20 protein-coding genes are annotated in these 21,239 nt (G+C 70.9%); 5 read left to right on the top strand and 15 right to left on the bottom strand.

The window, feature by feature from the left end:
• Positions 1-47 precede the first annotated feature (47 nt).
• The 11 genes from AAFF41_RS32805 to AAFF41_RS32755 form a co-directional block, all read right to left on the bottom strand.
• The gene (locus AAFF41_RS32805; RefSeq protein WP_319747063.1) at positions 48-614 is read right to left on the bottom strand and encodes a GNAT family N-acetyltransferase; all 567 of its coding nucleotides are present in this window, start codon (positions 612-614) and stop codon (positions 48-50) included.
• Positions 592-2,847, bottom strand: coding sequence for an MMPL family transporter (locus AAFF41_RS32800; protein ID WP_343325078.1), 2,256 nt, complete (start codon positions 2,845-2,847; stop codon positions 592-594). Before AAFF41_RS32800 ends, AAFF41_RS32805 begins: the two co-directional genes overlap by 23 nt.
• A 243-nt stretch (positions 2,848-3,090) precedes the next feature.
• A complete protein-coding gene (gatB, locus tag AAFF41_RS32795; protein ID WP_319747059.1) occupies positions 3,091-4,608 on the bottom strand; it encodes an Asp-tRNA(Asn)/Glu-tRNA(Gln) amidotransferase subunit GatB in 1,518 nt (505 codons plus the stop codon).
• A 16-nt stretch (positions 4,609-4,624) separates the two neighbouring features.
• Positions 4,625-4,867 (bottom strand): hypothetical protein, encoded by a 243-nt coding sequence (locus tag AAFF41_RS32790; protein ID WP_054234587.1) that lies wholly within the window; start codon positions 4,865-4,867, stop codon positions 4,625-4,627.
• Complete coding sequence (gene gatA / locus AAFF41_RS32785) at positions 4,864-6,369, bottom strand: Asp-tRNA(Asn)/Glu-tRNA(Gln) amidotransferase subunit GatA (protein WP_054234588.1); 1,506 nt, start codon at positions 6,367-6,369, stop codon at positions 4,864-4,866. Before gatA ends, AAFF41_RS32790 begins: the two co-directional genes overlap by 4 nt.
• Before the next feature lie 5 nt (positions 6,370-6,374).
• Positions 6,375-6,671: an Asp-tRNA(Asn)/Glu-tRNA(Gln) amidotransferase subunit GatC gene (gene gatC, locus AAFF41_RS32780; protein WP_010984178.1), complete on the bottom strand. Its 297-nt coding sequence runs from the start codon at positions 6,669-6,671 to the stop codon at positions 6,375-6,377.
• 193 nt (positions 6,672-6,864) lie between these two features.
• Entirely contained in the window at positions 6,865-9,111 is a 2,247-nt protein-coding gene (locus tag AAFF41_RS32775) for a putative bifunctional diguanylate cyclase/phosphodiesterase (RefSeq protein WP_319747057.1), read from the bottom strand.
• A 260-nt stretch (positions 9,112-9,371) separates the two neighbouring features.
• A complete protein-coding gene (ligA, locus tag AAFF41_RS32770) occupies positions 9,372-11,567 on the bottom strand; it encodes an NAD-dependent DNA ligase LigA (protein WP_319747055.1) in 2,196 nt (731 codons plus the stop codon).
• Positions 11,568-11,582: 15 nt separating this feature from the next.
• Complete coding sequence (locus AAFF41_RS32765; protein WP_319747053.1) at positions 11,583-12,578, bottom strand: methionine synthase; 996 nt, start codon at positions 12,576-12,578, stop codon at positions 11,583-11,585.
• Complete coding sequence (locus AAFF41_RS32760) at positions 12,575-13,273, bottom strand: SDR family oxidoreductase (RefSeq protein ID WP_067370876.1); 699 nt, start codon at positions 13,271-13,273, stop codon at positions 12,575-12,577. Before AAFF41_RS32760 ends, AAFF41_RS32765 begins: the two co-directional genes overlap by 4 nt.
• Positions 13,274-13,280: 7 nt before the next feature.
• Complete coding sequence (locus AAFF41_RS32755; RefSeq protein WP_319747051.1) at positions 13,281-13,820, bottom strand: LOG family protein; 540 nt, start codon at positions 13,818-13,820, stop codon at positions 13,281-13,283.
• A gap of 50 nt (positions 13,821-13,870) precedes the next feature.
• Between AAFF41_RS32755 and AAFF41_RS32750 the strand changes: the two genes are divergently transcribed.
• Positions 13,871-14,194 carry a DUF427 domain-containing protein gene (locus AAFF41_RS32750; protein ID WP_060901251.1) on the top strand — a complete coding sequence of 108 codons (324 nt, stop codon included), beginning with the start codon at positions 13,871-13,873 and terminating at the stop codon, positions 14,192-14,194.
• 193 nt (positions 14,195-14,387) lie between these two features.
• On the opposite strand, the gene mnmA is transcribed toward AAFF41_RS32750, so the two are convergent.
• Positions 14,388-15,515, bottom strand: a complete 1,128-nt coding sequence (gene mnmA / locus AAFF41_RS32745; protein WP_343325077.1) for a tRNA 2-thiouridine(34) synthase MnmA — start codon at positions 15,513-15,515, stop codon at positions 14,388-14,390.
• A gap of 110 nt (positions 15,516-15,625) precedes the next feature.
• Between mnmA and AAFF41_RS32740 the strand changes: the two genes are divergently transcribed.
• The gene (locus AAFF41_RS32740) at positions 15,626-16,414 is read left to right on the top strand and encodes an N-acetylmuramoyl-L-alanine amidase (protein ID WP_343325076.1); all 789 of its coding nucleotides are present in this window, start codon (positions 15,626-15,628) and stop codon (positions 16,412-16,414) included.
• 261 nt (positions 16,415-16,675) lie between these two features.
• The gene (locus AAFF41_RS32735; protein WP_343325075.1) at positions 16,676-18,157 is read left to right on the top strand and encodes a multicopper oxidase family protein; all 1,482 of its coding nucleotides are present in this window, start codon (positions 16,676-16,678) and stop codon (positions 18,155-18,157) included.
• 34 nt (positions 18,158-18,191) lie between these two features.
• On the opposite strand, the gene AAFF41_RS32730 is transcribed toward AAFF41_RS32735, so the two are convergent.
• The 3 genes from AAFF41_RS32730 to AAFF41_RS32720 all read right to left on the bottom strand — a co-directional run bounded on the left by AAFF41_RS32730 (position 18,192) and on the right by AAFF41_RS32720 (position 19,975).
• Positions 18,192-19,361 (bottom strand): cysteine desulfurase family protein, encoded by a 1,170-nt coding sequence (locus tag AAFF41_RS32730; protein ID WP_319747043.1) that lies wholly within the window; start codon positions 19,359-19,361, stop codon positions 18,192-18,194.
• Positions 19,362-19,470: 109 nt separating this feature from the next.
• Positions 19,471-19,683: a hypothetical protein gene (locus AAFF41_RS32725; RefSeq protein WP_054234680.1), complete on the bottom strand. Its 213-nt coding sequence runs from the start codon at positions 19,681-19,683 to the stop codon at positions 19,471-19,473.
• 124 nt (positions 19,684-19,807) lie between these two features.
• Complete coding sequence (locus AAFF41_RS32720; protein ID WP_097286339.1) at positions 19,808-19,975, bottom strand: hypothetical protein; 168 nt, start codon at positions 19,973-19,975, stop codon at positions 19,808-19,810.
• Positions 19,976-20,119: 144 nt separating this feature from the next.
• On the opposite strand from AAFF41_RS32720, the gene AAFF41_RS32715 reads away from it, so the two are divergent.
• Both AAFF41_RS32715 and AAFF41_RS32710 read left to right on the top strand, forming a co-directional pair.
• On the top strand, positions 20,120-20,746 hold the full coding sequence (locus AAFF41_RS32715) for a TetR family transcriptional regulator (RefSeq protein WP_054234597.1): 627 nt from the start codon (positions 20,120-20,122) through the stop codon (positions 20,744-20,746).
• A 299-nt stretch (positions 20,747-21,045) separates the two neighbouring features.
• Entirely contained in the window at positions 21,046-21,186 is a 141-nt protein-coding gene (locus AAFF41_RS32710) for a hypothetical protein (RefSeq protein WP_343325074.1), read from the top strand.
• The last annotated feature ends 53 nt before the right edge of the window (positions 21,187-21,239 follow it).

Below are 21,239 nucleotides of genomic sequence, written 5' to 3'. Positions count from 1 at the left end.
CGGAGTCTGAGAAGTCTCTTAATGATCGTTGCGAGCGGCGGCCGAGATCATCGTTGCTCACGCGCGCGTGCCGCCCGCCACTCGGGCGCGAGTACCGACCAGACCTCCATGTCGAGGCGTACGCCCCGGTGGGGGTAGCTCTCCCGCAGCACCGCGTCCCGGGTCATCCCGAGCCGCCGGGCGCCGTTCACACTCGGTACGTTCGCGGAGGCGGCTATCCACTCCACCCGATGGATCCCGCGCTCCTCGACCGCCCAGTCGATGAGGATCCGCATCGCCCGGGTGACCAGACCGCGTCCGGTGCCGGCGGGTTCCAGCCAGCAGCCGACCTCGCAGTTGCCGTGCTCGGCGTCGAAGTTCAGGAAGAGCACCCCGCCGACGAGTTTCCCCTCCAGCCACAGGCCGTGCAGGGACCCGGTGTCGGCGGCGCGCAGGTCGGCGTACCGCTGGAGTGTCTCCCGCGCGGAGGGCACGTCCGTGGCCTTGGACCCGAAGGGGATGTACTGCCCGATGAACTCCCTGCCCCGGTCCAGGTGCGCGAGGAACTCCTCCGCGTGCCAGGGCTCCAGGGGCCGCAGTTCCGCGCCGTCGTCACCCAGGGATATCGCGTACATCCCGTTGCCGCTCCTTCTCCAGCTCGTCCTCCAGTACGTCCGCCACCTCGGCGTCCGTCGCGGCGGCCAGCCTCTCATGGGCGGCGCGGCACTCGGGCGGTTCGACGCTGACGCGCGGCAGCCACCGGTCGAGCCGGCGGGGCAGCCACCAGTTGGCGCCGCCGAGCAGATGCATGAGGGCGGGGACCAGGAGGGTGCGCAGGACGAAGGCGTCGAGAGCGACGGCGGAGGCGAGGGCGATGCCGAACATCGCGATGACGCGGTCGCCGCTGAGCACGAAGGCGAGGAAGACCGAGATCATGATGACGGCGGCGGAGTTGATCACCCTGCTGGTCTCGGCGAGCCCGACCCGGACGGCACGCCGGTTGTCTCCGGTTTCCAGCCACTCCTCGTACATCCGGCTGACCAGGAAGACCTGGTAGTCCATGGAGAGCCCAAAGAGGACCGACACCATGATCACGGGAAGGAAGGGCTCGATCGGACCCGCGCGGCCGAGGCCCAGCAGCTCGCTCCCCCAGCCCCACTGGAAGATCGCTACGACCACCCCGAACGCGGCGGCCACGGCGGCGATGTTCATCACGGCTGCCTTCAGCGGGATGCCGAGCGAGCGGAAGGCGAGCAGGAGCAGGACGCAGCCGAGACCGATCACGACGCCCACGAAGAGGGGCAGTCTGCCGACGATGACGGCGGCGAAGTCGTCGTAGCTCGCCGTCACCCCGCCGACACGCACGTCGAGCCCGCTGCCCGCCTCGACGCGTGGCAGCACCTCGGTGCGCAGCCGGTCCACGAGGTCGCTGGTCGTCTGGGACTGCGGCGCGGAGTCCGGGACGAGGGTGAGGTACGCGGCGTCGCCCCCGGTGTCGTAGGCCGCCGGGGTCACCGAGGCGACCCCGGCGGTCGCCCGGAGCGTGCTGTCCAGGCTGTCGAGGGCGAGTCTGTCCTCGGCGCCGCCGACGTGGGTGACCAGGGTCAGCGGCCCGTTCACGCCCGGCCCGAAGCCCTTGGCGAGGAGGTCGTACGCCTGCCGGGTGGTCGCCGACCTGGGGTTGTTGCCCTGGTCGGAGGTGCCGAGGTGGAGCGAGAGCGTGGGCAGCGCGAGTAGCGCCATGACGACCACGGCGACCGCGCCGAGCAGCTTGGGGTGGCGCTCCACGAACACCGACCAGCGGGCGGCGAGTCCGGTGGGGAGTTCCGTCTGGGGCCCGTGCTCGTACAGCCTGCGCCGCTCACGTCGGCTGAGGGCGCGCGGGCCGATGAAGGACAGCAGGGCGGGCAGCAGGGTCACGGAGGCCGCGACGGTGAGGACCACGGTCAAGGAGGCCGCGATCGCGACACCGTTCAGGAAGCTGAGCCGCAGGATGAGCATGCCGAGCAGGGCGATACAGACGGTGGCGCCCGCGAAGACGACCGCACGGCCGGTGGTGGCGACGGCGTTGCGGGCCGCCTCGGCCACGGCGAGCCCGCGTTTCAGCCCGCGCCGGTGCCGGGTCACGATGAACAGCGCGTAGTCGATGCCGACGCCGAGGCCGATCAGCATGCCGAGCATGGGCGCGAAGTCGGCGACCGTCATCGCGTGCCCCAGGAGCACGATCGAGGCGTACGCCGTCCCGACGCCGACCAGGGCGGTGGCGATGGGCAGCAGGGAGGCGGCGAGCGAGCCGAAGGCGAGGAAGAGCACCACGGCGGCCACGACCACGCCGACGACCTCGGCGAGGTGTCCGCCGGAGGACTCCGTGAGCCCGATGGCGCTGCCGCCCAACTCCACCTGGAGCCCGTCGGTCTCGGCGGCCTTGGCGGCGTCGACGACGGCCTGTGCCTCGCTCCTGGAGAGGTTGTCGGCCTGGTCGTCGAAGGTGACGGTGGCGTACGCCGTACGCCCGTCGCCGCTGATCCGGCCCGTGCCCTGCCCTTCGTAGGGGCTGACGACGGAGGCCACGCCGGGCAGCGCGGCGATCTCGTCGAGGGCGCGGGTCATGGTCTGTTCGACGGCGGCGGAGCGGACGGTGCCGGGGCCGGTGCGCCAGACGACGGTGTCGCTGTCGCCGCCGAGACCGGGGAAGCCCTGCCGCAGAAGCCGGTCGGCGCGGCCCGATTCGGTGCCGGGCACCTCGTAGTTGTTCGAGTACGCGGAGCCCGCGACGGCCTCGGCGGCGCTCACCCCGCCGAGGGCGAGGAGCCACAGCAGAACGGTGACGAGGCGGTGCCGTACACACCAGCGTGCAAGGGCTGCCAACGGACGAGCTCCCTGAGTGATCTATGGATCTTTACCGGGAGTTGCCCGCAAAGAACGCATGACGAATACGTCATCACTCTTGCAGCCAGAAGCGACCGTTCATCTCATTCGTGGGCCTGCTCAGGAGAGTGCGAGTTAGTTCACACGACAATCCGATGAACTCTGTCGCACCAAGCGGCCCGGGCACGCCTGGGGGATGCATCGGAGCCGATGCATCCCCCCAGGTGGGTACGTGACGGGTACTCAGCCCTCGCTGACGCCCAGCTTCTCCAGGATGAGTTCCTTGACGCGGGCCGCGTCGGCCTGGCCACGGGTGGCCTTCATGACCGCGCCGACCAGGGCGCCGGCCGCGGCCACCTTGCCGCCGCGGATCTTGTCCGCGACGCCCTGGTTGCCGGCGATGGCCTCGTCGACGGCGGCGGTCAGCGCACCCTCGTCCGAGACGACCTTCAGACCGCGCTTGTCGACGACTTCGTCCGGGGTTCCGTCGCCCGCGAGCACGCCCTCGATGACCTGGCGGGCGAGCTTGTCGTTCAGATCTCCGGAGGCCACGAGCTGCGCCACCCGGGCGACCTGCGCCGCGGTGATGGGCAGGTCCTCCAGGGCCTTGCCCGACTCGTTGGCGCTGCGCGCCAGTTCACCCATCCACCACTTACGGGCGGACGCGGCGTCCGCACCGGCCTCGATCGTGGCGACGATCGGGTCGATGGCACCGGCGTTCAGGATCGACTGCATGTCGTGCGCCGAGACACCCCACTCCTCACGGAGGCGGTTGCGACGCGCGAGCGGCTGCTCGGGCAGACCCGCGCGCAGCTCCTCGACCCACTCGCGGGACGGGGCGACGGGGACGAGGTCGGGCTCCGGGAAGTACCGGTAGTCCTCGGCCTCCTCCTTCACGCGGCCCGAGGTCGTGGACCCGGTGTCCTCGTGGAAGTGGCGGGTCTCCTGGATGATCGTGCCGCCGCTGTTGAGAACCGCGGCGTGCCGCTGGATCTCGAAGCGGGCCGCACGCTCCACGGAGCGCAACGAGTTGACGTTCTTCGTCTCGGAGCGCGTACCGAACTGCTCGCGGCCGTGCGGGCGCAGCGACAGGTTCACGTCGCAGCGCATCTGGCCCTGCTCCATGCGTGCCTCGGAGACGCCGAGCGCCTTGATGAGCTCGCGCAGCTCGGCGACGTACGCCTTGGCGACCTCGGGAGCGCGCTCGCCCGCACCCTCGATCGGCTTGGTGACGATCTCGATGAGGGGGATGCCCGCGCGGTTGTAGTCGAGCAGGGAGTGCGAGGCGCCGTGGATACGGCCGGTCGCGCCACCCACGTGGGTGGACTTGCCGGTGTCCTCCTCCATGTGGGCGCGCTCGATCTCCACGCGGAAGACCTCGCCGTCCTCCAGCTGTACGTCGAGGTAGCCGTCGAAGGCGATCGGCTCGTCGTACTGGGAGGTCTGGAAGTTCTTCGGCATGTCCGGATAGAAGTAGTTCTTCCGGGCGAAGCGGCACCACTCGGCGATCTCGCAGTGCAGCGCGAGACCGATCTTGATGGCGGACTCGACGCCGGTCGCGTTGACGACGGGCAGCGAGCCGGGCATGCCGAGGCAGGTCGGGCAGGTCTGCGAGTTGGGCGCGGCGCCCAACTCGGTGGAACACCCGCAGAACATCTTGGTCTTGGTGCCGAGCTCGACATGGACTTCGAGGCCCATGACGGGGTCGTACGTCGCGAGAGCGTCCTCGTACGACACCAGCTCGTCGGTCGTGGTGGTCACGGTGAAAACTTCCCTCTCAGCCCAGCAGGACGTCGTCGTCGCCCAGGCGCCTGAGCTCCCGGTAGAGGATGGCGAGGCCGGTGACGATGGCGGCGGCGGACACGGCCGCGTCGATGAGGCGCAGCGTGTCGTGCTCCGTACGGGCCTTCTTGGCCTGCTTGGCGACGCCGATCGCACCGAACGCGGTGCTCGCGATGGACAGGTACGTGCCGGACTTGGACTTCTTGAAGCCCTTGGCCTTGGTCAGAGCCTTACTCACAACGACGGAGCCTCCTCGAGCAGCGGGTGGCCCCACTTTTCCACGAAGGCGGCCTCGACGGCGGCGCCGACCTTGTACAGACGGTCGTCCTTCATCGCGGGGGCGATGATCTGCAGACCGACCGGGAGGTTGTCCTCCGGGGCGAGACCGCAGGGCAGCGACATGGCGGCGTTGCCCGCCAGGTTGGTGGGGATGGTGCACAGGTCCGCGAGGTACATCGCCATCGGGTCGTCGGCGCGCTCGCCGATCGGGAAGGCGGTGGTGGGCGTCGTCGGGGAGACGATGACGTCGACCTTCTCGAACGACTTCTCGAAGTCGCGCGTGATGAGCGTACGGACCTTCTGGGCGCTGCCGTAGTACGCGTCGTAGTAGCCGGAGCTGAGCGCGTACGTGCCGAGCATGATGCGGCGCTTGACCTCGGGGCCGAACCCCGCCTCACGGGTGAGGGAGGTGACCTCCTCGGCCGACTTCGTGCCGTCGTCGCCGACCCTGAGGCCGTAGCGCATGGCGTCGAAGCGGGCGAGGTTCGACGAGCACTCGGACGGGGCGATGAGGTAGTACGCCGCCAGCGCCAGGTCGAAGGACGGGCAGTCCAGCTCGACGATCTCGGCGCCGAGCTCCCCCAGCAGGGCGACGGCCTCGTCGAAGCGCTGCACGACACCGGCCTGGTAGCCCTCGCCGCGGAACTGCTTGACGACACCGACGCGCATGCCGGCGACGGAGCCGTTGCGGGCCGCCTCGACGACCGGCGGGACCGGGGCGTCGATGGAGGTGGAGTCGAGCGGGTCGTGGCCCGCGATGACCTCGTGCAGCAGCGCGGCGTCCAGGACCGTACGGGCGCAGGGGCCGCCCTGGTCGAGGGAGGAGGAGAACGCGACCATGCCGTACCGCGACACCCCGCCGTACGTCGGCTTGACGCCGACCGTGCCGGTGACGGCGGCGGGCTGGCGGATGGAGCCGCCCGTGTCCGTGCCGATGGCGAGGGGCGCCTCGAACGAGGCGAGCGCGGCGCTCGACCCGCCGCCGGAGCCGCCGGGGATACGGGTGAGGTCCCAGGGGTTGCCGGTGGGGCCGTAGGCGCTGTTCTCGGTGGAGGACCCCATGGCGAACTCGTCCATGTTGGTCTTGCCGAGGATGACGACGTCGGCGGCCTTCAGCTTCTTGGTGAGGGTCGCGTCGTACGGCGGGATCCAGCCCTCGAGGATCTTCGAACCGACGGTCGTCGGGATGCCCTCGGTGGTGAAGATGTCCTTGAGCGCGAGCGGCACACCGGCCAGGGGGCCGAGCTTCTCGCCCCGCTCCCGCTTGGCGTCGACGGCGCGGGCCTGCGCGAGCGCGCCCTCGCGGTCGACGTGCAGGAAGGCGTGCACCTTCTCGTCGACGGCCTCGATCCGGGCGAGGTGGGCCTCGGTGACCGCGACGGCCGTGAGCTCGCCCGCGGCGATCTTCGCGGCGATCTCGGCCGCCGTCAGCTTGATGATGTTGACGTTGGTGTCCGTCATGGTGATTAGTCCTCCCCCAGGATCTGCGGCACCTTGAAACGCTGCTGCTCCTGGGCCGGGGCGCCGGAGAGCGCCTGCTCGGGGGTGAGCGACGGACGGACCTCGTCCGCGCGCATGACGTTCGTCAGCGGCAGCGGGTGAGAGGTCGGCGGTACGTCTTGGTCGGCGACCTCGCTGACGCGGGCGACCGCGCCGATGATGTCGTCGAGCTGGCCGGCGAAGTGGTCGAGCTCTTCGGCCTTCAGCTCCAGACGCGCCAGCCGTGCGAGGTGGGCGACCTCCTCGCGCGTGATGCCAGGCATGCAGCGATCCTCTGGGTGAGAGTGTGTGGTTTGGGCCAATCCTATGGGTCCGGGGCCGATGCCCGCGCCCGGGTTTGCCTCCGCCCCTGACGGACGGGACCGCGGCGCGCCGTCAGGGGCGCCGGGAACTGCGCGGCCGGCCACAACGGACAAACAGACGCCGATGGCGACGAAGCCCCACGAACCGCCGGAACTACTCGGCGGCCGGCAGCGCGGCACGCGGCCGCTGCCAGCCGCGCGACCCCCGCGCCAGCAGCCACGCCGTCGCCTCCTCCGGAGGCATCGCCGCCGCGACCAGCCAGCCCTGCACCGCGTCACACCCGAGATCCCGCAACCGCTCCCACGTCTCGTCGTCCTCGACACCCTCCGCCACGACGAGCAGCCCCAGCGAATGCGCGAGATCGACGGTGCAGCGCACGATCGCCGCGTCCTCGTTGTCCACGGCGAGCCGCGCGACGAAGGACCGGTCGATCTTCAGCTCGCTCACCGGCAGCCGCCGCAGATGCACCAGCGAGGAGTACCCCGTACCGAAGTCGTCCAGCGACATCTTCACGCCGTGCCCGGTCAGCCCGGCCAGCGTGTCCGCGGCCCGCTGCGGGTCCTCGAGGAGCACATGCTCCGTTATCTCCAGCTGCAACGCCCCCGCCGGGACCCCGTGCCGGGCGAGCCGCGCGGCCACCGAGCCCGCGAAACCGGGGCTGTGGACGTCCCGCGGGGACACGTTCACCGCGACCGGTACGTGCAGTCCCTGCGCCCGCCACCGCGCGACCTGCGCGAGCGCCGTCTCCAGCACGTACTCGGTGAGGTGCGGCATCAGTCCGGACGACTCGGCGATCGCGATGAACTCGTCCGGCGGCACCTTCCCCCGCTCGGGATGCACCCAGCGGACCAGCGCCTCGAGCCCGGCCACCTGACCGTCGAAGCGGACCTTGGGCTGGTAGTGCAGTTCGACGTCACCGGCTTCCAGCGCCCGGCGCAGATCCCCCAGCAGACCGAGCCGGTCCGGTGTGTTCGAGTCCCGCTTGGACTCGTAGACCTCCACCCCCGTGCGGTCCCGCTTGGCCTGGTACATCGCCACGTCCGCGCGCCGCAGCAGCCCCTCCGCGTCCAGCGCGTGGTCGGGGAAGACGGCGAGCCCGGCGCTGGCCTCCAGGACGAGGGTGAGTCCGTCGAGGTCGAGCGGCGAGCCGAGGGCGGCGACGAGGTTGCGGGCGACCCGCGTGGCCGACGTGGTGGAGTCGGCGACGGGGAGTAACACGGCGAACTCGTCCCCGCCGAGCCGCGCGGCCTCCGCCCCGCGCGGCAGTGCCAGCCGCAGCCGGTCGGCTATCTGAAGGAGCAGCCGGTCACCGGCGAGGTGCCCCAACGTGTCATTCACGGAACGGAAGCGGTCGAGGTCGATCAGCATCAGGGCGGAACGCGCGCCGATGCGCTCGGCATCGTCCAGAGCCGTCCAGGTCCGTTCGAGCAGCCACTGGCGGTTGGGCAGCCCGGTCAGCGGGTCGCGCAGTTGCTCCTCGGCCCGGACGCGGGCGATCCACAGGGTGGAGTCGAGTGCGATGAGGGGGATCGAGAACAGCGGCAGCAGCATCGGCTGGGCGATCGCGACCACGCAGATCAGCGGCGCGATACCGAGCAGCGCGACGGCGACCAGGCCCTGCCGGACCAGCGCCGTGCGGGTGGCGGTCGGCAGTCCCCGGGTGCCCGGCGCGTGCAGGTACCAGAGCAGGACGCGCGTGACCGCGAGATAGGCGGTCGCGACCAGCACCACCTCGGGTGCGGCGTAGAAGTTCCAGCTCTCCGGGTTCCAGGGCGCCTCCACGGACGGCACCCGACCGAACATGGCGAGGACCAGCGCTCCGGCGCCGATGCCGAGGATGTCGACCGCGCCGTGCAACACCCCCTGGCGCCAGCGGCCTCGGCGCGCGGCGCCGACCAGCACGACGACGGTCAGACTGACCATCCCGGCGGCCACCCAGCCGTACAGCAGCAGGACCGCGAGGGTGAGCGCGGCGCCGGAGCCCGTGCCGCCCCACCAGCGGGCGCGGCCGAGAGCGACCAGATGGCCGACGATGATGCCGGCCAGCACCGCCAGCGACCAGCCGACCGCGCCGGACGGGAAGAGGGCGTGGTGGCCGCCGAACGCCCGGTAGAAGCCGCCGCCGAGGACGAACGCGGCCACCCCGACGACCGCGGCGGGCAGCGTGGGCCAGGAGATGTGCCGTTCGGGTTCGTGACCGGACGGGCCTCCGCCACGCCCTGCGGCGAGCCTGCCGGCACCCGGGGCGGGGGCGGCTACGGTGAGGGGTGGTGCGGAGCCCTGCCCGCCCGTGCCGGGGCGCTCCGACGGACGCCCCGTCCGGAGGCCGGCCATCCACGCGCCGGTCATCCGGCGCAGGCGCAGCCGTGAGTCCGGGGCGGCGCTCTCGGTCGGTTCCATTCCCGTCCCTCTCACAGCCGGCGGTGCCCACGCCACGCGGCCCGTTGCCGGCGACAACTGCCAACGGCACCGCGTCTGAAAACCCTTCCCCAGACTCTCGCGGAGCAGGGGATGCCCCAACCGCAGCCGGGCACGGCAGGCGCACACCTCAACAGTAGGCCGCAGAAGGCTTCTACGGGCAGCGGTCGACGACGGTTGCCCGAATGCGCCCCGGCCACCCGTATGCATCTGATATGCACCGAACGGGTGGCCTTCAACCGCTACTCCTCGGTCGGGAGGGCGACTTCCGCGGCGGCCTCCGGTCCCTGTTCGAGCAGAACGGCGAAGCCGTCCTCGTTCAGAACCGGCACCTTCAGCTGCATCGCCTTGTCGTACTTGGATCCTGGATTGTCGCCCACCACCACGAAAGACGTCTTCTTCGAGACCGAACCGGTCACCTTCGCTCCCCGGCTCTGAAGGGCCTCCTTCGCGCCGTCCCGCGTGTGGTGTTCGAGCGTGCCGGTGACGACGACGGTGAGTCCTTCGAGCGGCCGCGGGCCCTCGTCCTCGCCGGAACCCTCGTCCTCCATACGGACGCCCGCCGCCCGCCACTTGCGGAGGATCTCGCGGTGCCAGTCCTCCGCGAACCACTCCTTGAGCGAGGCGGCGATGATCGGGCCGACTCCCTCGGTGGTGGCGAGCTCCTCCTCGGTGGCCTGCTCGATGCGGTCGATGGAGCGGAACTCCCGCGCCAGCGCCTCCGCCGCGACCGGCCCGACATGACGGATCGACAGGCCGGTCAGGATCCGGGCGAGCGGGCGCTCCTTGGCCGCCGCGATGTTGTCCAGCATCGCGATCGCGTTCTTCTTGGGCTCGCCCTGCTGGTTGGCGAAGACCGTGGCGATCTTCTCCTCACCGGTCTTCGGGTCACGCTTGGGCAGGCCGCTGTCCTGGTCGAGGACGTACGCCTTGATGGGCAGCAGCCGCTCGATGGTGAGGTCGAAAAGATCGCCCTCGTCGGCCAGCGGCGGTTCGGCCGGCTCCAGCGGCTTGGTGAGGGCCGCCGCCGCCACATACCCGAAGTGCTCGATGTCGAGTGCCTTGCGGCCCGCGAGGTAGAAGAGCCGCTCACGCAACTGGGCCGGACACGAGCGCGCGTTCGGACAGCGCAGGTCGACGTCGGCCTCCTTCATCGGCCGCAGCGGCGTACCGCACTCGGGGCACTCGGCCGGCATCACGAACTCGCGCTCGCTGCCGTCCCGCAGGTCGACGACCGGGCCGAGGATCTCGGGGATGACGTCACCGGCCTTGCGCAGCACCACCGTGTCCCCGATGAGGACGCCCTTGGCCTTCACCACGTCCTGGTTGTGCAGGGTGGCGAACTCGACCTCCGAGCCGGCCACCGTGACCGGCTCGACCTGCGCGTACGGCGTGACGCGGCCCGTGCGGCCGACGCCGACCCGGATGTTGACGAGCTTGGTGTTGACCTCCTCGGGCGCGTACTTCCAGGCGATGGCCCAGCGCGGCGCGCGCGAGGTGGAGCCGAGGCGGCCCTGCAGCGGGATCTCGTCGAGTTTGACGACGACCCCGTCGATCTCGTGCTCCACGGAGTGCCGGTTCTCGCCGTAGTACGCGATGAACTCCCGTACCCCGTCGAGGTCGTCGACCACCTTCGCGTACCGCGTGGTCGGCAGGCCCCAGGAGTGCAGCAGCGCGTACGCCTCGGAGAGACGGGAGAGGCCCTCGAAGCCCTCCAGGGCGCCGATTCCGTGGACCACCATGTGCAGCGGGCGGCTCGCGGTGACGCGGGGGTCCTTCTGACGCAGCGAACCCGCCGCCGCGTTGCGCGGGTTGGCGAAGAGCTTGTCGCCGGCCTGCACCAAGCGGGCGTTGAGCTCCTCGAACTTCTCCATCGGGAAGTAGACCTCGCCGCGGATCTCCACCAGGTCCGGGACGTGGTCGCCCTTGAGGCGGTCCGGGATCTCCGCGATCGTGCGCACATTGGGCGTGATGTCCTCGCCCGTGCGGCCGTCGCCGCGGGTCGCGGCGCGGGTGAGGCGGCCGTGCTCGTAGGTCAGGTTGACCGCGAGGCCGTCGACCTTCAGCTCGCACAGGAAGTGGTGGTCCGAGGTGCCCACGTCCTTGGCGACGCGCTCGGCCCAGGCCGCCAGCTCCAGGTCGCTGAAGGCGTTGTCCAGCGAGAGCATCCGCGAGCGGTGCTGGACCGAGGTGAACTCGGTCGCGTACGCGCCCGCGACCTTCTGGGTCGGGGAGTCCGGGGTACGCAGCTCGGGATACCGCTCCTCCAGTGCCTCCAGCGAGCGCAGCAACTGGTCGAACTCCGCGTCGCTGACGACCGGCTGGTCCTTCACGTAGTACCGGAAGCGGTGCTCCTCGATCTGCTCAGCGAGCTGCGCGTGCTGCTCCCGCGCCTCGGCGGGCAGGGAATTGGGCTGTGCGTCCTTGTCGCCGGCCACCGTGTTGTCCTCCCGTTACTCTGGGTTGTCCGCGAGGGATCTCGCCGCCCGGGCGCAGTGGGCGAGTGCCCGGCGCGCGTACTCCGGGGAAGCGCCCGCGAGTCCGCACGACGGGGTGACCGTGACCGCCTCCGCGAGAAGACCCGGATGCAGCCCCAGCCTGCGCCACAGCGTCCTGACACCCATGACGCTACCGGCAGGGTCTGACAACGGTCCGTCCGTGCCCGGCACGACACCGGCGAACAGCCGGGTGCCGCCCTCCACCGCCTCGCCGATGACATCGTCGTCACGCTCGGTGAGCAACGAGAAGTCGAACGAGACGGCGGCGGCCCCCGCCCTGCGCAGCAGCGCGAACGGGACGTCGGGTGCGCACGAGTGCACCACGACCGGGCCCTCGGTGTGCACCCCGACGACGTCCCGCAGCGTCGCCTCCACCCGTTGCCGGTCGACGGCGCGGTGGGTGCGGTAGCCGCTGGCGGACTTCACCTGGCCGCGCAGCACCGCGATGAGCGAGGGCTCGTCGAGCTGCAGCACGATCTGGGCGCCGGGCACCCGGCGCCGTACCTCGTCGAGGTGCGTGCGCAGCCCCTCGGCGAGCGATCCGGCGAGGTCCCGGCAGGCGCCGAGGTCGGAGAGCGCCGCCTCGCCGCCCCGCAGCTCCAGCGCGGCGGCCAGCGTCCAGGGACCCACGGCCTGCACCTTGAGCGGCCCCTCGTAGCCTTGCGTGAACTCCTCCAGCGCGTCGAGGTCTTGGCCGAGCCAGGACCTCGCCCGCTTGGTGTCGCGCCCCGGCCGGTCCCCGATCCGCCAGCCGCTGGGCTCCACGCGCGCGTAGAGCTCGACCAGCATCCCGGCGGTCCGTCCGATCATGTCCGCGCCGGGTCCCCGGGCGGGCAGTTCGGGCAGGAAGGGGAAGTCGTCGAAGGACCCGGTCACGGTCTTGGCGGCCTCGCGGGCGTCGTCGCCGGGCAGGGATCCGACCCCGGTGGCGGGGCCCCAGGTGAAGCTCATCGTCCCGGCCGCACGGTCAGGTCGTTGACCTCCGCGTCGCGCGGCAGGTCGACGGCCATCAGGATCGTCGTCGCGACGGACTCCGGGTCGATCCACTTCGAGGCGTCGTACTCCTTGCCCTCCTGCTGGTGGACCTTCGCCTGCATGGGGCTCGCCGTCCGGCCGGGATAGACGGAGGTCACCCGGACGCCGTTCGCGTGCTCCTCGTGGCGCAGGGAGTCCGCGAGGGCCTTCAGGCCGTGCTTGGAGGCGGCGTACGCGGACCAGTCGGCGTGCGCGGCGAGGCCGGCGCCGGAGTTCACGAACACGACGTGGCCCTGGGCGACGCGGAGTTGCGGCAGGAAGTGGCGGGTCAGTTCGGCGGGGGCGATCAGGTTGACGTTGAGCTGGTGACGCCAGGACTTGGGGGTCAGCTCCCCGACGGGGCCGAGGTCGACCACGCCCGCGATGTGCAGGAGCGAGTCGACGCGCTCGGGCAGGGACTGGTGCGAGAACGCCCAGGAGAGCTTGTCCGGGTCCGCCAGGTCGCCGACCAGGGTCCGGGCGCCGGGGAACTCGGCCGCCAGTTCCTTCGCGCGGCCCGCGTCGCGCGCGTGGAGCACGAGGTCGTCCCCGCGCGCGTGCAGACGGCGGGCGACGGCCGCGCCGATGCCGGAGCCCGCCCCGGTGATCACATGTGTAGCCATGGACGCCATGCTCGCATCACCGGGTGCCCACGCTCTCCTCCAGGTAGGCCAGCGCGCCCACCGGCTCCTCGGCGAAGAACACCAGGTCGGTGAGCGGGCACGGCAGGAAGCCCTCGGCCTCCATACGGCGGAACTGCTCCTTCAGGCCGTCGTAGAAGCCCGCCGTGTTGAGCAGGACGACCGGCTTCTCGGTCTTCCCGTGCTTCTTCAGCTCCAGGATCTCGGTCGCTTCGTCGAGGGTCCCGGCACCGCCCACCATGATCACGACGGCGTCGGCCTTGGCCAGGAGCAGCGCCTTGCGCTCGGCGAGGTCCCGGGCGATCACCATCTCGTCGGCGCCCGTCCGCGCCGTGGCCGCCAGGAAGTGCACGGAGACGCCCAGCAGCCGACCGCCCGCCTCCTGCACCCCGTCGGCGACCACCTTCATCAGCCCGACGTCGGAGCCGCCCCACACCAGCGAGTGGCCGCCCTTGCCGAGGAGTTCGGCGAACTCCCGGGCGGGACGGGTGTAGCGGTCGTCGAGGTCGGCGGCGGAGAGGAAGACGCAGATGTTCATGTGCCTACGGTACGAGGGAAGAACCCGGGTCCCACGCGCGCTGTACGGGTATGGCCAATGGACACACGATCACCATCGAACAGGGCACGGAGCGGGTACGCGTCGTGCACGGCGACCAGGTGCTGGCGGAGAGCGACCGGCCCCTGGTGCTGCGCGAGACCGGCTGTCCCGTGCGCTACTACCTACCGGCCGAGGACGTCCGCCTCGACCTGCTGACGACCTCCGACACCCACACGCACTGCCCCTTCAAGGGCGACGCGTCCTACTGGTCCCTGCCCGACGCCCCCGACCTCGTCTGGTCCTACCCCGACCCCAAGCCGGACGTCGCCCGGATCAAGGACCACTTCTGCTTCTACGAAGTCGAAGTGGCGTAATCGCACCGGCGCCACGCCGACGGCCCGGGTGTTCCCGGGCCGCTTCGGTGGTCAGCGGGTTCGCCGTCCACGAAGGGCCCGGATCGGCCCCAGGACCTGTCGTTCGGATCAGGCCTGGGCCGCGGGGTCTGGCACGCACACCGGCACCGACCAAGCCCCGTCTCCTGAAACGACCTGATCCAGACGACAGGCCCTAGACGCTCGCCGTCGCGCGGGTGGTCGTCGCGATCGTCGCCGAGCCCACCACGCGCGTGCCGTCGTACAGGACGATCGCCTGGCCGGGAGCGACGCCGCGGACCGGCTCGGTGAACGTGACCTCGAGTCCGCCGTCGACCAGCTCGGCCGCGACCTCCGTCTCGCCTCCGTGGGCGCGGAGTTGGGCGGTGTAGGTGCCAGGGCCGGTGGGGGCGGCGCCGCACCAGCGGGGCTTGATGGCGGTCAGCCCGCTGACGTCGAGGGATGCCGCCGGACCCACGGTCACCGTGTTGCTCACCGGCGAGATGTCCAGGACGTAGCGCGGCTTGCCGTCCGCGGCCGGGGTCCCGATGCGCAGCCCCTTGCGCTGCCCGATCGTGAAGCCGAACGCGCCCTCGTGGGAGCCGATGACCGACCCGGACTCGTCGACGATGTCGCCCTCCGCCTTGCCCAGGCGGTTCGCCAGGAAGCCCTGGGTGTCGCCGTCGGCGATGAAGCAGATGTCGTGCGAGTCGGGCTTCTTGGCGACGGCCAGGCCCCGGCGCTCCGCCTCCGCGCGGATCTCGTCCTTCGTCGTCACCGTGTCACCCAGCGGGAACAGCGCGTGGGCGAGCTGGCGGTCGTCGAGGACACCGAGGACGTACGACTGGTCCTTGGCCATGTCCGAGGCCCGGTGCAGCTCGCGCGTGCCGTCCTCGTTCACGATCACCTGGGCGTAGTGGCCCGTGCAGACCGCGTCGAAGCCGAGGGCGAGCGCCTTGTCGAGCAGGGCGGCGAACTTGATCTTCTCGTTGCAGCGCAGGCAGGGGTTGGGGGTGCGTCCGGCCTCGTACTCGGCGATGAAGTCCTCGACCACGTCTTCGCGGAAGCGCTCGGCGAGATCCCACACGTAGAACGGGATGCCGATGACGTCCGCGGCGCGGCGGGCGTCGCGCGAGTCCTCGATGGTGCAACAGCCTCGCGCGCCCGTGCGGAACGATTGGGGGTTGGCGGAGAGCGCGAGGTGCACGCCCGTCACGTCGTGACCGGCTTCCGCCGCGCGGGCGGCGGCGACGGCGGAGTCCACGCCGCCGGACATGGCGGCGAGGACGCGGAGGGGGCGGGGGCTCTGCGAGGTCTCAGTCATAGCCCCTCCAGAGTACGGGGCCGCGGGAACCGAAGCCCGCGGGTATCCGTTGGTGATCGCAACGGGGACCGCTGGCGGACGGGCGGGTACGGAGCACGGGGGGCGGCGCGATGAGTGAGGACGCGGAGAACACGGGAATCACCGGAGCCACGGGAACCGCCAGGACCACGGGAGCGCCACAAGCCCCTGGGGGTGCCGGGCACGCGGACGGCGCCGAGGAGGGGCGCGTCGGCCGGGACCGTGACCGGCGGATCGGACGGCGGACGCTGCTGATCGGCGGCGCCGCGGCCGCCGTGGGCACGGCGGTGCTCGCACGCGGTGAGCTCGGCCACCTGTGGTGGCGGCTGCCCGGCGTCGAGAAGCCCCGGGTGGCGGGAGCCGTCGACTTCCGGGGTGCGCAGTGGGTGGCCGCCTCGTCGGCGAACTGGCGGCGGGCGGACCGGCCCGACGACTACGGGATAGACCGGGTCGTCATCCACGTCACCCAGGGCAGCTACCGAAGCGCCGTGAAGGTCTTCCAGGACCCGGCACACGGCGCCGCCGCGCACTACATCGTGCGCAAGGACGGACACATCACGCAGATGATCCGTGAGCTGGACGTGGCCTTCCACGCGGGCAACCGGGGGTACAACGAGCGGAGCGTCGGCATTGAGCACGAGGGCTTCGTGGAGCGCGCCTCGTCGTTCACGGACGCCATGTACGCGGCCTCGGCGCGGCTGACGGCCGCCGTCTGCGGGCGGTACGGCATTCCCGTCGACCGTGCGCACATCATCGGACACGTCGAGGTGCCGGGCACGGACCACACCGACCCCGGGCGGTTCTGGGACTGGGACCGGTACATACGGCTGGTACGGCAGGCCCGCACGGCGGCGGAGCCGACACGCACAGCCGGGGCGTAGCCGCTGGAGAGCGCTTTCGATGCGCGCTCACAGACAGCGGCGCGCAGGGCTCCAGTCACCTAATCGTGATGCTGTGAGGCGCCGGCGGGACGGGGCTGTCCCTTGCGTCCCCTGCTGCCGATGTGACCAGCTACACGTCAACTCTCGCTGTTTCCAGGGGAGTTGATCCTGACTTTAAGTCATCGGATTTCACAGCGACGACGGCGTTCTCCTAACTCCGGCCCAGTCTTTACATAGCCCTTAGGCCGAGAGTCCACCGCTATGACTCACACCACGGGCAAGGGCACCGGCAAGGGCATGCACCGCCGCAAGTTCCTCGGCGGCATGGCCGGAGCGGGCATCGCGGCGGTGACCGCCGGCGGCACGGCCATCGCCCTACTGACGAACGCGACGCAGAACAAGGCGCACGCCGCGGGCACCACGCTGACCATCCCCGACCTCCTGGAGGGGACCACCACGGACGGCACCACGACGTACACCCTGGAGGCGAAGACCGGCACCAGCGAGGTGCTCAGCGGAGTGACCAACACGACCGCGGGCTACAACCAGTCGTTCCTCGGCCCCACCATGAAGTGGACCTCGGGCGACACCGTCCTGCTGAACATCACCAACAGCCTCACCGAGGCCACCACCGTCCACTTCCACGGCGCGCACGTCCCGCCCAGCATGGACGGCGGCCCGCAGAACGCCTTCGCCGCGGGGAAGACCTGGTCGCCCACCTTCACGGTCAAGGACGAGGCGAAGACGCTCTGGTACCACCCGCACGCCCTGGGCACCACGGCGGAGCAGGCCACCCACGGCCTCGCGGGCATGATCATCGTCGAGGACGACTCGGACGCGTCCGCGGCCCTGCCCAGCACCTACGGCACCGACGACATCCCGATCATCCTGCAGTGTCTGGCCACGGACAGCGCGGGAGACATCAAGTACAACCTGAGCGGCTACCTCGGCAACGGCCTCAGCTTCCCGCTGCTGTGCAACGGCACGAACGTCGACGACACCACGCTCTCCTTCACCGCCACCAAGAAGCGCACCCGCTTCCGGCTGCTCAACGCCTCGCCGTCCGACATCATCACCATCCAGCGCAGCGACGGCGCGACGCTCACCCAGATCGCCACCGACCAGGGTTATCTGCCCGAGGCCACCGAGGTGGCGTCGATCCGGCTGGTGGCGGGCGCGCGGGCCGAGTTCGTCATGGAGCTCAGCGACGCGGTGACGTTGGAGGCCGTGGTGACGACGGGCTGGGTGCGCGGCGGCAGCGGGACGTACGAGTTCCTGAGCGTCACCCCCGACGCCTCGGACGCTCCGGAGACCCTGCCGACCCTCAACACCATCTCCCGCTACGACACCAGCGACTTCACCGCCCGGACGATCACGCTCGGTCAGAGCGGCACGACGATGACGATCAACGGCTCGGCCGGGACGAGCATGTCCTCGATGGCGATGATCAGCACCACCCTGGGTGCCGAGGAGGTGTGGACGGTCAAGAACAGCACGCAGCTTGAACACTCGTTCCATCTGCATGATGTGCCGTTCCAGCTGATCTCCATCAACGGGGAGGATCCGACGGGCGTCCAGCTGGGCTGGTACGACACGTTCGAGGTGGTCGGCGGCGGCTCCATCGAGATCGCGATGAAGTTCACCGACTTCTCGGACGACACCTATATGTACATGCTCCACTGCCATCTGCTGCAACACGAGGACGAGGGCATGATGGCCTCCCTCATGGTGACGGACAGCTAGCGCCTGTCCGACCGTGCGGGCGGGCGCCGGCGTGTCAGGTCAGGCCTGCCGTCCGTGCCCGCTCCACCGCCGGGCCGATCGCCTTGGCCACCGCCTCGACGTCCGCCTCCGTGGAGGTGTGACCGAGGGAGAAGCGCAGGGTGCCGCGGGCCAGGTCGGGGTCGGTGCCGGTGGCCAGCAGGACATGGCTGGGCTGGGCGACGCCCGCCGTGCACGCGGAGCCCGTGGAGCACTCGATGCCCTGGGCGTCCAGCAGAAGCAGCAGGGAGTCGCCCTCGCAGCCCGGGAACGTGAAGTGCGCGTTGGCGGGCAGCCGGCCCCCGGTCGCGGGGTCACCGCCGAGGATCGCGTCGGGCACGGCGGCGCGTACGGCGTCGACCAGGTCGTCGCGCAGGGCGCCGATCTCCCGGGCGAACCACTCGCGCTGCTCGGCGGCGAGCCGCCCGGCGACCGCGAACGAGGCGATGGCGGGTACGTCGAGGGTGCCGGAGCGCACATGCCGCTCCTGGCCACCGCCGTGCAGCACGGGTACGGGCGTGTACTCACGGCCCAGCAACAGGGCGCCGATGCCGTACGGGCCGCCGATCTTGTGGCCGGAGACGGTCATCGCGGCGAGGCCGGAGGCGGTGAAGTCGACGGGCACCTGACCGAAGGCCTGGACCGCGTCGGCGTGCAGCGGGATCCCGAACTCGGCCGTGACGTCGGCCAGTTCGCGGACCGCCATCACCGTGCCGATCTCGTTGTTGGCCCACATGACGGTGACGAGGGCGACGTCGTCGGGGTTTCGGGCGATGGCCCCGCGCAGGACGTCCGGGTGCACGCGGCCGTGGGAGTCGACGGGCAGGTACTCGACCGTGGCGCCCTCGTGTTCGCCGAGCCAGTGGACGGCGTCGAGAACGGCGTGGTGTTCGACCGGGCTCGCGAGGACCCGGGTGCGGGCCGGGTCTGCGTCGCGGCGGGCCCAGTACAGGCCCTTCACGGCGAGGTTGTCGGCCTCGGTGCCGCCGGAGGTGAAGACGACCTCGCTGGGGCGGGCGCCGAGGGCCTCCGCCAGGGTTTCCCGGGCTTCCTCGACCGTCCGCCGGGCGCGACGGCCGGCGGCGTGGAGGGAGGAGGCGTTGCCCGTGACGCTCAGCTGGGCGGTCAGCGCCTCTACCGCCTCGGGGAGCATCGGTGTGGTCGCGGCGTGGTCGAGGTAAGCCATGATGGGCCCGATTCTACGGGCCGTCCGTCCGCGGCCTCGGCCCCCGTCCGGGTAGCCGCCCGTCCGCCCCTCGTTCCGCCGTGGATCGAACGCCTCGTTCGGCGGCGGCTCAGAAGTTCCAGGACACCGTGCTGTCGAACTGCATGAACGCCACCAGCACCAGCAGATCGGCGATGCCGAGGCCCAGGCCGAGGAAGGCGCGGCCACGGCGGGCGGTGCCGCGCCAGAGGGCGACGGAGGCCAGGGCGATGGCGATCGGGCCCAGGAAGACGTTCAGGACCAGCAGGCCGAGGAGGCCGAGGATGAAGGAGGCGACGGCCATGCCGTCGGCGTCCTTGGTGCCGGTCGCGCGGGTGGGCGCGGCGGGCTTGGTCGCGGCGGGCTTGGTCGCGGCGGCGAGGTGGGTTCGCTCGGTGAGTTCCATGACGTGAGTCAGCTCCCAACGATCAGTTGGTGGAGGTGTGGCGCCGGCGGGCGTTGCGCTCGCGGACCGCGAAGACGGCCAGCCAGACGCCGATGACGACCGCGGCGACGAGGGTGACGGGCAGCGGGGCGTGGGCTATGGAGCCCATCACGACACCCAGCAGCAGGAGGGCGGCGACGAGGAACAGCATGAGGTGCCTCTCGACAGTGAACCCCGATTGTTTCGGGGACTTGACGACTCAGTGAACGGTTGTAGTAACACTTGTTCACTGACTCCAGAGTCTAGCGCGTCGCCCGGCTTTTCAATTACAGAGAACAGTTGTTAACTGCATGGTATGAGTCACACTCTCGGCATCCGGCAGGCCCAGAAGCAGAAGACCCGTCAGGCGCTCCTGGACGCTGCGCTGGAACTGCTGGAGGAGCAGAGCCTGAGCAGCCTGGGTCTGCGCGAGGTCACCCGCGCCGTCGGAGTCGCACCGACCGCCTTCTACCGGCACTTCCGCTCGACGGAGGACCTCGGCGTGGCGCTGGTCGAGGAGGCGCTCGGCAGTCTGCACCCGATGATCGGGGACACGGTCTCCGCGGCCGGCGACAGCGCCGGACGCATCGAGCGCGCGGTCGACCTGATCGCCCACCATGTCGAATCCCATCCCGCGCACGTCCGTTTCATCGCGCGCGAGCGGCACGGCGGCGTCCAGCGGGTGCGTCGGGCGATCAGGGAGCAACTGGAGCGGTTCGCCGAGGAGGTGAAGGTCGAGCTGGCCAAGCACCCCGAGTCGGAAGGGTGGAGCGACGACGACCTGCTGATGCTCGCGGGGCTGTACGTCGACCAGATGCTGATGACGGCCTCGCTCTATCTGGAGGCACTGGAGGCGTCCGAGGAGGAGCGGGAGCGGGTGGCCCGTGTCGCGACCCGCCAGATGCGGCTGATCGCCATCGGCCGCCGCAACTGGCTGGGATGACGCGCCCGTTCCCGAAGGGCGGCGTGACGGCACCCCCGAAGGGCGGCGTGACGGCACCCGTTCACCGAAGGGCGGGGTGACGGCACCCGTTCACCGAAGGGCGAGGTGACGGCACCCGTTCACCGAAGGGCGAGGTGACGCACCCGAGTTTCGAGTACGCCACCCCTGAGAGAACCGGGACGGGCTCAGCCCTGTGCCGCCTGCCCGCTGGGCTGCCCGCTCGGCTGCCCCCGCCGCCCGGGCCGCCGCCGCAGCCGCCCTGACCGCCGCCCCGGCCACCACCCGGACCGCCGGACGGCATGCCCGAGGGACCGCCGGAGGGCATCTTGCCGGTGGGCATGTTCGAGGGTGTCCCGGAGGGCGAGCCCGTGGGCATCCCGGAGCGCCCGCCGCTCGGCATGCCCGACGGGCCTCCGCTCGGCATTCCGGAGGGCCGCTGACAGTTCTGGCTCGAGTTGCCGCTGTTCGAGGACGACGAGTCGTCCGAGCCGCA

Source organism: Streptomyces mirabilis (assembly GCF_039503195.1).
GTDB classification, from domain to species: domain Bacteria; phylum Actinomycetota; class Actinomycetes; order Streptomycetales; family Streptomycetaceae; genus Streptomyces; species Streptomyces mirabilis_D.
Note: the sequence above shows the minus strand (reverse complement) of the source record. Positions and strands in the feature narration are given on the sequence as shown.